The organism is Pseudomonas sp. NPDC088429 (genome assembly GCF_044753305.1).
Taxonomy (GTDB): domain Bacteria; phylum Pseudomonadota; class Gammaproteobacteria; order Pseudomonadales; family Pseudomonadaceae; genus Aquipseudomonas; species Aquipseudomonas rustica.
Map to the genome: position 1 here is coordinate 1 of NZ_JBIVMX010000019.1, position 14,529 is coordinate 14,529.

The 14,529-nt window shown below is 60.6% G+C and carries 15 protein-coding genes; 6 read left to right on the forward strand and 9 right to left on the reverse strand.

Annotated features, from left to right (window positions below; all coding sequences use genetic code 11):
* The 5 genes from ACIP66_RS12440 to ACIP66_RS12460 form a co-directional block, all read left to right on the forward strand.
* Positions 1 to 98: hypothetical protein (locus ACIP66_RS12440; protein ID WP_400648511.1), on the forward strand; the 98-nt coding region annotated here is incomplete at its 5' end.
* A 73-nt stretch (positions 99 to 171) separates the two neighbouring features.
* The gene (gene hpf, locus ACIP66_RS12445; RefSeq protein WP_007912419.1) at positions 172 to 480 is read left to right on the forward strand and encodes a ribosome hibernation-promoting factor, HPF/YfiA family; all 309 of its coding nucleotides are present in this window, start codon (positions 172 to 174) and stop codon (positions 478 to 480) included.
* A gap of 11 nt (positions 481 to 491) precedes the next feature.
* Positions 492 to 956, forward strand: coding sequence for a PTS IIA-like nitrogen regulatory protein PtsN (ptsN, locus tag ACIP66_RS12450; protein ID WP_053117095.1), 465 nt, complete (start codon positions 492 to 494; stop codon positions 954 to 956).
* A gap of 2 nt (positions 957 to 958) precedes the next feature.
* The gene (gene rapZ / locus ACIP66_RS12455) at positions 959 to 1,816 is read left to right on the forward strand and encodes an RNase adapter RapZ (RefSeq protein WP_212549716.1); all 858 of its coding nucleotides are present in this window, start codon (positions 959 to 961) and stop codon (positions 1,814 to 1,816) included.
* A 15-nt stretch (positions 1,817 to 1,831) separates the two neighbouring features.
* Positions 1,832 to 2,107: an HPr family phosphocarrier protein gene (locus ACIP66_RS12460; protein ID WP_008085079.1), complete on the forward strand. Its 276-nt coding sequence runs from the start codon at positions 1,832 to 1,834 to the stop codon at positions 2,105 to 2,107.
* A 121-nt stretch (positions 2,108 to 2,228) separates the two neighbouring features.
* Here the strand turns inward: ACIP66_RS12460 and ACIP66_RS12465 are convergent, their stop codons facing one another.
* From ACIP66_RS12465 to pmbA, 6 genes are all read right to left on the reverse strand, one after another.
* Complete coding sequence (locus tag ACIP66_RS12465) at positions 2,229 to 3,122, reverse strand: ZIP family metal transporter (RefSeq protein WP_053117093.1); 894 nt, start codon at positions 3,120 to 3,122, stop codon at positions 2,229 to 2,231.
* Between the two features lie 30 nt (positions 3,123 to 3,152).
* Positions 3,153 to 3,764 carry a superoxide dismutase gene (locus ACIP66_RS12470; protein WP_053117092.1) on the reverse strand — a complete coding sequence of 204 codons (612 nt, stop codon included), beginning with the start codon at positions 3,762 to 3,764 and terminating at the stop codon, positions 3,153 to 3,155.
* A gap of 1 nt (position 3,765) precedes the next feature.
* Positions 3,766 to 4,206, reverse strand: coding sequence for a hypothetical protein (locus tag ACIP66_RS12475; protein ID WP_016984162.1), 441 nt, complete (start codon positions 4,204 to 4,206; stop codon positions 3,766 to 3,768).
* Between the two features lie 27 nt (positions 4,207 to 4,233).
* On the reverse strand, positions 4,234 to 5,610 hold the full coding sequence (locus tag ACIP66_RS12480) for a class II fumarate hydratase (protein WP_400648420.1): 1,377 nt from the start codon (positions 5,608 to 5,610) through the stop codon (positions 4,234 to 4,236).
* Positions 5,591 to 5,998: a FagA protein gene (locus ACIP66_RS12485; protein WP_159812153.1), complete on the reverse strand. Its 408-nt coding sequence runs from the start codon at positions 5,996 to 5,998 to the stop codon at positions 5,591 to 5,593. The genes ACIP66_RS12480 and ACIP66_RS12485 overlap by 20 nt, the downstream gene beginning before the upstream one ends.
* A 217-nt stretch (positions 5,999 to 6,215) precedes the next feature.
* Entirely contained in the window at positions 6,216 to 7,562 is a 1,347-nt protein-coding gene (pmbA, locus tag ACIP66_RS12490) for a metalloprotease PmbA (protein ID WP_053117090.1), read from the reverse strand.
* A gap of 108 nt (positions 7,563 to 7,670) precedes the next feature.
* On the opposite strand from pmbA, the gene yjgA reads away from it, so the two are divergent.
* Complete coding sequence (gene yjgA / locus ACIP66_RS12495) at positions 7,671 to 8,195, forward strand: ribosome biogenesis factor YjgA (RefSeq protein ID WP_007915377.1); 525 nt, start codon at positions 7,671 to 7,673, stop codon at positions 8,193 to 8,195.
* Between the two features lie 90 nt (positions 8,196 to 8,285).
* Here the strand turns inward: yjgA and tldD are convergent, their stop codons facing one another.
* The 3 genes from tldD to ACIP66_RS12510 all read right to left on the reverse strand — a co-directional run bounded on the left by tldD (position 8,286) and on the right by ACIP66_RS12510 (position 14,510).
* Positions 8,286 to 9,728 (reverse strand): metalloprotease TldD, encoded by a 1,443-nt coding sequence (tldD, locus tag ACIP66_RS12500; protein WP_008085093.1) that lies wholly within the window; start codon positions 9,726 to 9,728, stop codon positions 8,286 to 8,288.
* A 4-nt stretch (positions 9,729 to 9,732) separates the two neighbouring features.
* Positions 9,733 to 10,593, reverse strand: a complete 861-nt coding sequence (locus tag ACIP66_RS12505) for a carbon-nitrogen hydrolase family protein (RefSeq protein ID WP_212549719.1) — start codon at positions 10,591 to 10,593, stop codon at positions 9,733 to 9,735.
* A gap of 113 nt (positions 10,594 to 10,706) precedes the next feature.
* A complete protein-coding gene (locus tag ACIP66_RS12510; protein WP_400648425.1) occupies positions 10,707 to 14,510 on the reverse strand; it encodes a YhdP family protein in 3,804 nt (1,267 codons plus the stop codon).
* Between the last annotated feature and the right edge of the window lie 19 nt (positions 14,511 to 14,529).

Consider the following 14,529-nt stretch of genomic DNA (forward strand, 5'->3'; position numbering starts at 1 on the left):
AGCACGCACAAGGCATTCAGGTGGCTCGCCGCACCCTCGCCAAGTACCGCGAATCCCTCGGGATCGCGCCTTCGAGCGAACGCAAGCGGTTGATGTAAGCCACGTTACAGCGTTCCAGTGGCAGGCTATCCAGCCTGCCGCTTTATGCACTGGCAACGAAGGAGAAGCTGTATGCAAGTCAACATCAGTGGACACCAACTGGAAGTGACCCAACCTCTGCGTTCCTACATCGAGGAAAAACTCCAACGACTGGAGCGACATTTCGACAAGATCACCAACGTGCAAGTCACGATGTGTGTCGAAAAGCTGAAGCAGAAAATCGAAGCCACCTTGCATATTCCCGGCAGCGAAGTGGTCGCCAACGCAGAAGATACTGATATGTATGCTGCGATCGACTCACTGACCGACAAGCTGGATCGCCAACTCAAAAAGCATAAGGAAAAGACCCAGAGCCTCCTCCAGGGCGCGACCGGTCGATAACCCCCCATTCCATGATCCGACTTGAAAGTATCCTGACCCCCGGCCGTTCCCTCGTGAACGTGCCGGGCGGCAGTAAAAAGAAAGCCCTCGAACAAATTGCCAACCTGATCGCCCGCGAAGTGCCGGATCTGGAGATGCAAGATGTCTTCGAGGCTCTGATTGCCCGTGAAAAACTCGGCTCGACCGGTTTTGGCAACGGCATCGCCATTCCCCATTGCCGCCTGAAAGGTTGTGTAACGCCAATCAGCGCGTTGATGCACCTTCAAGCCCCTATCGATTTCGACGCCATCGACGGCGCGCCGGTTGACCTGCTGTTTGTTCTGCTGGTCCCGGAAGCCGCCACCGATGCGCACCTGGAATTACTGCGCCAGATCGCCAGCATGCTGGATCGCAAGGATGTGCGCGATAAACTGCGCAGCGCTCCGAGCAACGAAGCCTTGTACCAGGTCGTACTGGACGAGCAAAACGGGCAGTAATCATGCGTTTGATCATCGTCAGTGGCCGTTCCGGCTCGGGTAAAAGCACCGCACTGGATGTCCTTGAGGACAACGGTTATTACTGCATCGACAACCTGCCGGCGGGTTTACTGCCGGAACTGGCCGAACGCGCGCTGATTCACACCGAGCTGGCGCAACCGCTGGTCGCCGTGTCGATCGATGCGCGCAACTTGCCCAGCCATCTGACGCGTTTTCCGGAACTGCTTGAAGATGCGCGCGCCAAGCACATCCAGTGCGATGTTCTGTATCTGGATGCTGATGAAGAAACCCTGCTCAAGCGTTTTTCCGAAACCCGCCGCCGCCACCCGCTGAGCAATGCCAACCGTTCGCTGGCCGAGGCGATTCAGGATGAAACCGCCCTGCTCGGCCCGATCGCCGACCTGGCTGATCTGAAGATCAACACCACCAATCTGAACCTGTACCAGTTGCGCGACACCATCAAGCTGCGTCTGCTGAATCAGCCTGAGCCGGGCACGGCGTATCTGGTTGAGTCATTCGGCTTCAAGCGCGGTATGCCGGTGGATGCCGATCTGGTTTTTGATGTGCGCTGCCTGCCCAACCCGTACTGGAAGCCGGAACTGCGTGCGCAATCAGGGCTCGATGCGCCGGTGGCCGAATATCTGGCAGCGCAGCCTGACGTCGAAGAAATGTTTCAGGACATCTTCACCTACCTGCACAAATGGCTGCCGCGCTTCGCAGCGAGCAACCGCGCCTACGTCACGATTGCCATTGGCTGCACCGGCGGGCATCACCGCTCCGTCTACCTGACCGAACGTCTGGGTCAGGCCCTGCAGAAAACCCTGAAGAACGTCCAGGTTCGCCACCGCGACCTCACTTAAAGGATTCACACCGCGATGCCTGCTCTGGAAATCGAAATCATCAACAAACTGGGCCTGCATGCCCGCGCATCGGCCAAGTTCGTTGGCGTGGCCGGGCAGTATCCGGATTGCACGATCAGAGTGGGTCGCACGCCGGAGACCACGGTTGATGGCAAAAGCATCATGGCGATGATGATGCTGGCGGCTGGCAAGGGCACCAAGATCTATTTGAGTACTGAAGGGCATCAGGAACAGGAAGCGCTGGATGCGCTGGTGGCATTGATCAACAACTACTTCGATGAAGGTGGCTGACCGCCAAAGTCAAAAGATCGCAGCCTTCGGCAGCTCCTACATTGGAAGGGGCAATTACGGTTACCCGCGGCGCACATAATCCCTGTAGGAGCTGCCGCAGGCTGCGATCTTTTGATCTGCTTCAACCCAACGCCGTATCCATCACCATCATCAAACAAAACCCGCTCAACAAGCCAAGACTGGCCAGTTTGTCATGACCATTGCGTCGCGACTCGGGGATCACTTCGTGGGTCACCACCAGCAGCATCGCCCCCGCCGCCAGCGCCAACCCTAACGGCAACAACACCTGCGCAAGACTGACCAGCCACGCGCACAACAGCGCAAACACCGGTTCAACCAGTCCAGACGCCGCGCCGATCAAAAACGCTTTGACCCGCGACATCCCCGCCCCGGCCAATACCAACGCAATCACCAGACCTTCCGGAACATCCTGCAACGCGATGCCCATGGCCAGGCTGTCCGCGTCCGGCATGCCGCCACCGGCAGACACACCGACGGCCATGCCTTCAGGGATGTTATGGGCAATGATGGCGAACACGAACAACCAGATCCGTGGCGGAATCACCGGGCGATCGACAGTGCCGACGAGCATTTCCGGGGACGCGCCCGAGACTTTGAGATCAACCAGATACAACCCGAACGCACCGAGCATGATGCCAAAGCAGATCAGGCCACTGGCGCCCCACGGCGTCAGGCCAAGACTCTCAGCAGCGGCGATGCCCGGCACGATCAGCGAAAACGCGGTCGCCGCCAGCATCACCCCGGCACCAAACCCCAGCAACGTATCGCTGAGTGCCTGCGGCATGCGCCGAATCACCAGCACCGGAACAGCGCCAAGCGCGGTGCCGAGCGCGCAGATCGCACCGCCCTGCAACGCCCGCAACAGCCTCGGTTCCAGATTCAGCCACGCCAGTCCGTGGGCAACCAGCAAGGTCATGCCCGCCAACAGCAATAGCGATCCCACTGCGTAACGAAACATACGCCCACTTCCGATCGCCAGTGTTTCAGTGCCCATAGTCAGCCTTGGATTGTTTTTATAGATGACTTAAACCAGTGCGGCCTGATAGCGCGCAGCAACTTCCGGCCAATTGATCACGTTGTAGAACGCATTGATGTATTCCGGGCGACGGTTCTGGTAGCGCAGGTAGTAGGCGTGTTCCCAGACGTCGAGACCGAGAATCGGCGTGTTGCCGTTCATCAACGGGCTGTCCTGGTTGCCGCTGCTTTCCACGATCAGTTTTTTCTCCGGGGTCACGCTGAGCCAGGCCCAGCCACTGCCGAAACGGGTCAGCGCGGCTTTGGTGAAGGCTTCCTTGAAGCTGTCGAGACCGCCCAATTGCTCATCGATGGCTTTGGCCAGCGCGCCGTCCGGTTTGCCGCCACCGCTTGGCACCATCACTTCCCAGAACAGCGAGTGGTTGGCGTGGCCGCCGCCCTGATTTATCACCGCCGCACGGAGTTTTTCCGGCAGATCCTTAACGCTGGCGACCAGTTTTTCCACCGGCCACTCGGCGTATTCAGTGCCTTCTACCGCCGCGTTGAGGTTGTTGATGTAGGTCTGGTGATGTTTGGTGTAGTGAATCTCCATGGTCTGCGCATCGATGTGCGGTTCGAGGGCGTCGTAGGCGTAAGGCAAGGCAGGCAAGGTAAAAGCCATTTCAATGGACTCCATGGTGATGTGGGGCAGGCGCGCGGCGCGCATTGCCGGTATCCGGGTGCAGCAGGCGTTGAGTGCGCGGGTATTCGCCGTGTTCGCTGATGAAATTCAGCAGCTCGACATAGGTTTTGCTGCTCTGGCGCAGCGCCGCTTCACGCAATGCCAGGCGCTGGCGTTCGTCCTGCATGGTCTGCAGCAGCCGTTGGTGGATGGCGCAGAGGTATTCGGCGCTCTCCTCCGGTTGATTCAGGCGCAGGTGTAAATCCGCGAGGTTGTGGTGCGAGATGACGCAAGCCGCCACCGCTTCGTCGGCGTCCGCCCAGCGTTCGAACAACACTTGCGCCAGGGCGAGGGCTTGCAGGTAAGCCTCACGGGCGTCGATCAGTTCGCCCAGCATGAAGCAGCGATTGGCCCGTTCGATCGTGCGTTTCCAGTGCTCCATGGTGAGCCTCCAAAGCGGTTGCGGGGTTTACACGCCGCCGGCGGTGAGTTTCTCGGGATTGAGTAACTCTTCCAGTTGGCTGCGTGACAGATCGGTATGTTCCAGGGCGACGTCGATCACCGGACGGCCTTCTTTGTAAGCCTGCTTGGCGATTTCGGCGGCTTTCTGGTAACCGATGATCGGGTTGAGTGCGGTGACCAGAATCGGGTTGCGCGACAACGCTTCTTTCAAGCGCGATTCGTTGACCTTGAAGCTGGCGATGGCTTTGTCGCCGAGCAGGCGGCTGGAATTGGCCAGCAATTCGATGCTGCTCAACAGGTTCTGCGCGATGATCGGCAGCATCACGTTCAATTCGAAGTTGCCCGACTGGCCGGCGATGGTGATCACCGAATCGTTGCCGATCACCTGCGCGGCGACCATGGCGGTGGCTTCCGGAATCACCGGATTGACCTTGCCCGGCATGATCGACGAGCCCGGTTGCAGAGCTTCCAGTTCGATTTCACCGAGGCCGGCGAGCGGGCCGGAGTTCATCCAGCGCAGGTCATTGGCGACTTTCATCAAAGTGACGGCGATGGCTTTGAGTTGGCCGGAGACGGCGACAGCGGTGTCTTGCGAGCCGATCAGCGCGAACAAGTCTTTGCCCGGGGTGAATTGCACGTCGGTCAATTGGCTCAACTGGCGGCTGAAACGCGCGGCGAACTCAGGGTGCGCGTTGATCCCGGTGCCGACCGCTGTGCCGCCCTGCGCGAGGGATTGCAGGCTCGGCAACAAATCCTGCAGATGAGCGATGTTGGCCTTGAGCTGCTGCGCCCAGCCGTTGAGCACCTGGCTCATGCGTACCGGCATCGCGTCCATCAAATGCGTGCGACCGGTTTTAACGTGGTGATGCACTTGCCCGGCTTTGTGTTCGATCACTTGCACCAGGTGCAGCAGCGCCGGCAGCAGTTGTTCGTGCAGGGCCAGCGCGGCGCTGACGTGGATGGTGGTCGGAATGATGTCGTTGCTGCTCTGGCCGCAGTTGACGTGATCGTTGGCGTTGACCGGCTCGCCGAGCAGGCGACTGGCGAGGGTGGCAATCACTTCATTGGCGTTCATGTTGGAGCTGGTGCCGGAACCGGTCTGGAAGATATCCACCGGGAAATGCTGCATGAAGTCGCCTTCGAGCAGGCCTTGCGCGGCGTCGCTGATGGCTTTGCCTTGAGCGGCGCTGATCTGCTTCAGCTCAACGTTGGCGCGGGCGGCGGCGGCTTTGGCGAGGATCAGCGCGCGAATGAATTGCGTCGGCATCGGTTTGCCGCTGATCGGGAAGTTATCCACTGCGCGCTGGGTTTGCGCGCCGTAGAGAGCGTCCACCGGCACCTGCAGTTCGCCCATGCTGTCGCGCTCAATACGTGTCTTGGTCATCTGAAAATCCTTGCACCAGTTCAATAAGAGGAATCGAAGGAAGCAGTTCGCAGGTGGCGAGCTGCCAGGTGTAGCGTTGCCAGCGCTTGAGCCGGCATTTGCACAGGGACAGGCGCTCCATTTCACGCAACGGGCGCCAGGCTTGATCGAGACAGAGGCTGCGCCAGTGCCACGGCAGCGCGATGTCGGTGGCCGTGTCGAGCAGCAAACGGAAGGAGGTTTCGGCGACCGTCCAGGGTGAGGTCGCGGTGCAACAAGACAGGTACCGGCCTTCGGCGAGGTAGTGTTCGATCAGGCGCGGTTCGTCAGGATCCATTGCGCAACGGATCTGGCGACTCATCCAGCGCCAGCTTTCGAGGTACGGCTGCTCGTGCAAGGCAGAACTCATGATTCGGGGCCTATCCGATAATGAGATTTATTATTAGATGATAATGAGAACCAAAACAAGAGCACCTGTGTAGGAGCTGCCGAAGGCTGCGATCTTTTGATCTTGTCTTTCAAAGCAAAATCAAAAGATCGCAGCCTTCGGCAGCTCCTACAGGGCAGGCATGAAAAAGGCGCGACATCCGGGTGGATGGCGCGCCTTTTTTTGTGACGGTTGCGGTTTAGCTGCCCGCGACGGTCATCCGTTCGATCAACACCGAACCCGTGCGAATGTTGCTGCGCAGTTCCAGGTCATTACCCACCGCGACGATCTGCTTGAACATGTCGCGCATGTTGCCGGCGATGGTCACTTCCTGCACCGCGAACTGGATTTCACCGTTCTCGACCCAGAAACCCGCCGCGCCGCGTGAATAGTCGCCGGTGACCATGTTCAAGCCATGGCCCATCAATTCGGTGACGAGCAAACCACGGCCCATGCGCTTCAACAGCGCCGCCTGGTCTTCGTCGCCATGGGTGACGAACAGGTTGTGCACGCCGCCGGCGTTAGCGGTGCTCGGCATGCCGAGTTTGCGCCCGGAATACGTGCCGAGGATGTACGAGACCAATTCGCCCTTTTCGACGAACGGTTTGGCGTACGTCGCCAGACCATCGCCGTCATAGGCCGAACTGCCCATGGCGCGCATCAGGTGTGGACGCTCATCGATGGTCAGCCATTCCGGGAACAGCTTCTGCCCCAGCGTGCCTTCGAGGAACGACGATTTGCGATACAGGCTGCCGCCGGAAATCGCCGAGAGGAAACTGCCGAACAAGCCACCTGCCAGTTCTGCGGAGAACAGCACCGGCACTTCACAGGTTGGCACCGGACGCGCGCCCAAACGGCTCGCGGCCCGCTGCGCCGCACGCTGACCAATGCTCACCGGATCCGCCAGCAGACTGCCCTGACGGCTGACGTCATACCAATAATCGCGCTGCATCTGGCCGTCGGCCTCAGCGATCATCACGCAGCTCAGGCTGTGTCGGGTCGACGCGTAACCACCAATAAAACCGTGGCTGTTGCCATAAACGCGGCAGCCTTGGTGGGTGCTGAGGGTGGTGCCATCGGCATTCTTGATCCGCGCGTCGGCATCGAACGCCGCCGCTTCGCAGATCAACGCCTTCTCGATCGCCTGTTCCGGGGTGATGTCCCATTCGTGGAACAGATCAAAATCCTTCAGATCCTTGGCCATCAGCGCGGCATCGGCCAGGCCCGAGGCTTCGTCTTCAGAGGTGTGCTTGGCAATCGCCAATGCGGCCGCGACGGTTTCGCGAATCGCTTCAGGCCCGGTGGCTGACGTGCTGGCCGAGCCTTTGCGCTGACCGACGTACAGGGTGATGCCAAACCCCTGATCGCGGTTGAATTCGACTGTTTCGACTTCGCGCTGACGCACGGACGTGGACAGGCCCTGCTCCAGCGACACCGCGACTTCACAGGCGCTGGCGCCCTGACGTTTGGCTTCGGCGATGATCTGCTCGACCTGTTCCTGCAGTGCCGGCAATGCCTGCGGGCCGACGCTTTCAACTGCACTCATGCTCATCTCCACTCAAATTCTGCTTTCGGCTGGGGCCATCGAGCGACCGGGCCGGACAAGCGGCCCCCGACTGGTTATCATGGCGGCGTTTCTTTGCGGACTGCCACCATGGTTGATTCTTACGACGACTCCCTCGATACGGGAGAAAAAAGCAAATCTCAGGTCAAACGCGAGCTGCATGCTCTGGTTGACCTTGGCGAGCGCCTTACAACACTCAAGCCTGACTTGATCGCAAAACTGCCACTGACCGACGCCATGCGCCGGGCCTTGGCCGATGCGCCCAAGCACACCGCGAATATCGCGCGGAAACGGCATTTGCAGTTCATCGGCAAACTGATGCGCGACCAGGACACTGACGCGATTCTGACCTTGCTCGATCAACTCGATGCCTCCACTCGCCAATACAACGAGCGTTTCCATAACCTGGAACGCTGGCGCGATCGCCTGATCGCGGGCGACGATGCCGTGCTGGAAAAATTCGTCGTCGAGTACCCGGACGCCGATCGCCAGCAATTGCGTTCCCTGATCCGTCAGGCTCAGCACGAGGTTGCGCAAAACAAACCTCCTGCTTCCAGCCGCAAGATCTTCAAGTACATCCGTGAGCTGGACGAGACTCAACGCGGTCTGCGTTGATCTCATCCTTGTAGGAGCTGCCGAAGGCTGCGATCTTTGCTTTTTAAAGATCAAAAGATCGCAGCCTGCGGCAGCTCCTACACACGTTTCTTATGCGCCCGTGCCACCGACGGTGATCGCATCGATTTTCAGCGTCGGCTGACCCACGCCCACCGGCACCGACTGCCCATCCTTGCCGCACGTGCCCACACCGCTGTCCAGCGCCAGATCGTTACCGACCATCGACACCCGGCTCATCGCCTCAGGGCCGTTGCCGATCAACGTCGCGCCTTTGACCGGCGCGGTGATCTTGCCGTCTTCGATCAGGTACGCCTCGCTGGTGGAGAACACAAACTTGCCGCTGGTGATGTCGACCTGACCGCCGCCGAGGTTGGCGCAGTAGATGCCCTTCTTCACCGACGCAATGATTTCCGCCGGATCGCTTTCGCCACCGAGCATGTAGGTGTTGGTCATCCGCGGCATCGGCAGGTGTGCGTAGGATTCACGACGACCATTACCGGTACGGGCCACGCCCATCAGACGCGCGTTGAGCTTGTCCTGCATGTAACCCTTGAGCACGCCGTTTTCGATCAGCGTGGTGCACTCGGTCGGCGTACCTTCGTCGTCGACACTCAGCGAACCGCGACGGCCGCTCAAGGTGCCGTCATCGACGATGGTGCAAAGCTTCGAGGCAACCATTTCGCCCATGCGCCCGCTGTAGGCCGAACTGCCCTTGCGGTTGAAATCGCCTTCCAGACCGTGGCCGACGGCTTCGTGCAACAGCACGCCAGACCAACCCGAACCCAACACCACCGGAAAAGTACCGGCCGGCGCAGGGATCGCTTCCAGATTCACCAGCGCCTGACGCAACGCTTCACGGGCGTAGCCCATGGCGCGGTCTTCGGCGAGGAAATAACGGTAGTCGGTACGCCCGCCGCCGCCATGCCCGCCGCGCTCGCGACGACCATTCTGCTCAACGATCACGCTGACGTTGAAACGCACCAAAGGGCGCACATCCGCCGCCAGACCGCCGTCGGTGGACGCGACCAGAATCCGTTCCCAGACACCGGCCATGCTCACGCTGACTTGCTGGATACGCGGATCTAGCGCGCGAGTCGCGACATCGATGCTCTTGAGCAACTCGACTTTCTCGGCGCGGCTCAGCACTTCCAGCGGGTTATCCGGCGCGTACAACTGGGCGACGTCTTGGCTGGTGAACGCCTGCACCGTGCCGTTTTGCCCGGCACGGGAGATCGAACGTGCCGCGCGAGCCGCTGCGCCGAGGGCTTCGAGGGTGATCGCGTTGCTGTAGGCGAAACCGGTTTTCTCACCGGATTGCGCGCGCACGCCAACGCCCTGATCGAGGTTGAAGCTGCCTTCCTTGACGATGCCATCTTCCAGCGCCCAGGACTCGGAGATCTGTCCCTGGAAATACAGGTCGGCGGCATCGATGCCCGGGCCGGCCAGATCGCCGAGTACGCCTTGCAGGCTCTCGATGGTCACGCCGCCCGGTGCCAACAGGTGATCACTGACTGAGGACAACAACTCGCTCATAGGTTTACGCCTTAAATTCATGTTCTGAAGCAGGTCGCTGTGCGCCCTGCGAGAAAAACCGCCGATGACGGGTCACCGGCATCCGCGCCCTGATGGACGCCTGTTCACTGCTATCGCGTTCGGCCAACAACACCGCTTCGCCTTGATCCTGTTGCGCCAGCACGCGGCCCCACGGGTCGACAATCGCCGCATGGCCAAACGTTTCACGCGGCCCCGGATGGGTTCCGCCCTGCGCTGCCGCCAACACATAACACTGGGTTTCGATGGCCCGCGCGCGAATCAGTACGTCCCAATGCGCTGCGCCGGTCACCGCGGTAAACGCCGACGGTGCGGTAATCAATTCAGCACCGGCCGCGCGCAATTCGCTGTACAGCTCCGGGAAGCGCAGGTCGTAACACACGGTCAGGCCCAATTTGCCCACCGGCGTGTCCGCCACCACCACACCACTGCCATAAGCATAGTCATCGGATTCGCGGTAACGGCCGCGATTGTCGGCGACATCGACATCGAACAGGTGCAGCTTGTCATAGCGTGCAACGATTTCGCCGTGTTCGTTGACCAGCAGCGAACAGGCATTGGCCTTCGCCGTCGGTTGATCCACCGGCGGCAACGGCAATGTGCCGGCCACTATCCATAACTTGAGGTCGCGGGCGGTCTGTTTCAACCATGGCAGGATCGGGCCGTCGCCCAATGCCTCGGCGCGGCCGATATCAGCGACGTCGCGACGGCCCATGGCGGCGAAGTTTTCCGGCAGCACCGCAAGCTTCGCGCCCCCGGCGGCAGCCTGTTCGAGCAGGCGCCGGGCCTGAGCCAGATTGGCCAGCACGTCACTCTGGCTGACCATTTGAATCACCGCAAAAGACATGGCCGCTCCTCGAAATCTGCACATATCGGTGTAGGCGCTGCCGCAGGCTGCGATCTTTTGGTCTTGAAAGATCGCAGCCTGCGGCAGCTCCTGCAGGGGGTAGTGTCTGCTAGTTAAAAAGGCTTGTCGAAAGTGATTTTCGGCTCTTTCCACGGGCCTTTGACGGTGTATTTGACGCTGGCGAAGCGCGCCACCTGGTCGCCGATCAGCTTGTCGATCAGGAACAAAGCACCGCCAATCGCCGGGGCTCCGACGATCAGCGCGGCAATCGGCAGGTTGTTGGTCACCGGCAAGGTCACCATCAACTTGGCGTCGACTTGCTCCGCAACCATGTCCAGTTTGCCGTTGAGTTCGATGTTGCTCGACGGCCCAGTGAGGCGAATCGGCTCCTTGGTGTCGTAAACACCGTTGGTCGCCACCAGCAGGCCTTTGACCCGGTCGTAGCTCAGGCCTTTGCCGAACAGGTCGGAGAAGTCCAGGCGCAAGCGACGACCAATCGAGTTGAAGTTGAGCAGACCGAACACGCGCAACGCCTGCGCGCCGCCATCCACTTCAACGAACTGACCTTTGTTCAGCGAGGCATCGAGGGTGCCGGAGAAGCGCTTGGTCGCCAGCCACGCCGGCGAGCCCGGCCAGCGGCCATCGACGTCCATGTGGAAATCTTCGCTGGTCACGCTCGGCGCATAACCCCAGCCCTTGAGCACATCGGCGAGGTTCTTGCCGCTGATCCGCCCTTTGAACCAGCTGTTGCTCGAGCCCGCCGCGCCTTCCCAGCCGCCGTTGCCCTGCAAGAGGATGCCTTTGAGGCCCATGTCGAGGCTGTTCAGGGCGATGCCTTTGGCAGTCGGGCGAATTTTCAGCGACCAGCCACCGACCAGATCCTGGCCCTGGAACAATTGATTGATGGTGATATCCAGCGCGGGAATCTTCGTCGGATCGACCGAGGCCAAAGGATCGGGGGCGTTCTCGTCGGTCTGCACATTCGGATCCGCCGCCGGCAGCTTCACGTATTGCATGTTGACCGCAATCGCTACGCCCTTGGCGTCGGGCAGGCTGGCGGTGCCTTTAGCCTGCTGACTGTCGAGGGCCAACGCCCACGCGCCAGGTTTGCGATTGAGCTGCACCGACGCCTGATCCAGCGTGGTGCCGAACGCCGTCAGCTTGCCGACTTTGATATCCGCGCTGTTGAGCAATTTGTTGGCGCTGCCGCCCGGATCCTGCCCGGCGTACTTGTTGACCAGATCCTGCCACGGCGCGACGTCCAGCTCCGACAGCACACCGCGAATGCGCAAGCCCTTGGCACCCGGCAACACCGCCTCGCCCGCCCCGAGGAACAACTCACCGCGACCGTCAGCAAAACCGCTCGATGGCGCGGCATAGGTGAAATTGGCCAGTTGATCGTAATTGACCCAATAACGCCGCTCCGGCCCTTGCAAGGTCATGCGGAACACCGTGTCGCGCCCGACATCCGCCGCCATGCCGAACGGTGCCGGCAGATCCACCGCGACGCCCTTGAGGTTGGAGCTGACCATTAATTGGCTGTCGGCGCCGTCCAGATTCAATTGCAGTTGATACGGAATCGTCCCGGATACCGGCAAAGGTTGCGTCACCGCCAGCCAGTCGGTGAGCTTCTTGACTTCGACCTGCCCGGTCGCCGCAACACGTGTTTTCAGCTTGCCCGGACTGCCGTCGGCAAAAATCTGCGCGGTCACCGGTTTGTCGAAGGCCCGTGCGCTGATGTTCTGCCCGCTGAGGCCCTTGGCGCTGTCGAAGCGGAAATCACCCTTGAGTTGGCTCAGCTCGAGCTTCGGCTCAGCGAGTTTCAACTTCGCATTGGCGGTTTTGAAATCAACGAGGACTTTCGGCTCCTCGCCTTTGCCCAGCGGCACGTCGAGTTTGAGCTTGCCACGAAGATCCCCTGAGCCTTCCCAACCGGCGAAGGTTTCGCCCGTGCCGATCGGCGCATCCTGCAGAATCTTCAAGCCATCGCCAAGACCACCGGCGAACGCGCCATCCAGCAGCAAGTGCGAGTTCTGCCCGGACGGCACATGCGGAATATTGACCGAGACATCGCTGACCTGGGTGTCGAGCAACTGACCCTTTTTCGCCAGAATGCGTACGCCGCTGTCCTCGATAAACACATCACCGCTGACCTTGCTGACATGCGGCCAGCCCGGCTGGAATGCGAGTTCAGCGTCATGCACCTTGAAGAACAGACTGATGCTGCGATCGGCTTCTTTGGCGTCCTTGCTCAGCGAGCCCTGATACTGGAAGAAACCTTCATCCACCGCGCCTTTGAGGATCGCCGTGCGCAGCCATTCGTCGAGCGCCGGGCTCAAGACTTCTGGCAGGTATTTGGCGGTGTAGCGACCGTCGCCGTCGACCAGACCGACGCGCAAGTCCATGTAGTCTTCCTGGCTGTGATCGAAATGCAGGCGGATCAGGAAGTCGCCGGCAATCTTGCCCTCTTCGCCGAGCACCTTGAGGTACGGCGCGATCAGGGTGAAACCGTCTTTATCGAGTTTCCAGGTCAGGCGCGCATTGGCCTGAATGTATTGCCACGGCTTGGCAAAAATCGGATCGAGGTGCAGGACAAAATCCTTGCTGTCCATGCGCAGTTCGCCGCCGTCGAGGTTGCCGCTGAGGCTGCCGCTGACATTTCGTGCAGCCGGGGCGCCGTGATAGGCATCGAAGCCGACCTTGTCGAGGTTGGCGGCGAAGCTGAATTTTGTGCCGTCAGTGGCCGCCGGACGGAAATCCAGCAGCACGTTGCGCAGGCCACCGGTCACTTTCAGGTGATCGACCACTTCGGCGAAACCTTTCGGTAACGGCCCGAGCGCGTTGAGCAGTGGCGTGATCGGCGTCAGATCCAGACGATCAGCCTGCAGATGCCAGAGCTCTTCCACTTTGTCGGTGGCGCGGGTCTGTTGCAGTTGGACGCGGGATTCCCAGCGGGTTTCGCCGAAATTCATCGCCAGCGAATCAAACGTCACCGCCGCGCCGTCGCCACCGTCGCGGTAGTAGGCGTTGATGGCGAGGTTGTTGATCTGGATAGGCTTGCGCTCGCCATAGGCGCCGGTGACTTGCGGCGCGTTCAAGCGAACAGAGGCGCTTTGCAGCGTGCCCTTGGCCCAATCGATCCAGACCTCACCGCCGGCCTTGATCTCGGAGAAATTCCATTGTTGGGTCAGGCGTTCGGGCAACCATTTCGCCCAATCGCTTTGCGGCAGACTGGCGTAGCCCTCGACCGTGCTGTCCTGCCATTGCTCGGGGCGCAGGCGCGTACGCAGATTGATCGCCACGGGCTGGCCGTCCGGCAGGGTCAAACGGGCATCGAGACGCTGGCGACTGGCGCCGGTTTTCAAGTTGATGCCGACATAGGTGAGGGTCATCGGCGCGTGATCCTGCGGCTGCAGGGTCACTTGGCTGTCGAGCACCGAGAGTTGCTGAATCATTTGCGAACGATTGAACAACTGCTGCGCATCCAGCGGTTGATCGCTCTGCACTGGCAGACCTTCCAGCGCCCAACTGCCGTCCTCGGCTTCCTTGAGGCTGATCTTCAGGCCATTGAGTTCCAGATGGGCAATGCGCACTTCACCGGCCAACAGGCTGGCCCAGAGATCAGGCACGGCGCGCACTTGATCCAGACGCAACGCATTGGCGCCGCTGCCGACCATCACATCGCGTGCCAACAGAATCGGGGCGAAGCCGCTCCAGTTACCTTCCAGCTCGCCGATCTGCAACGGCATGCCAAGGGCGGCGCTGGCCTTGTCTTCGATGTCAGTGCGGTATTCGGCGACCAGCGGGGTCAGCTCGCGGCCGAGGCTGACGTACAACGCCATCAACACCAGAACCAACGCGCACAGGCCCAGCCCCCAACGGGTGAGTGCGGCCAGAATGCGTGTCAGACGCTCCATGTCAGATGGCTCCCATGGC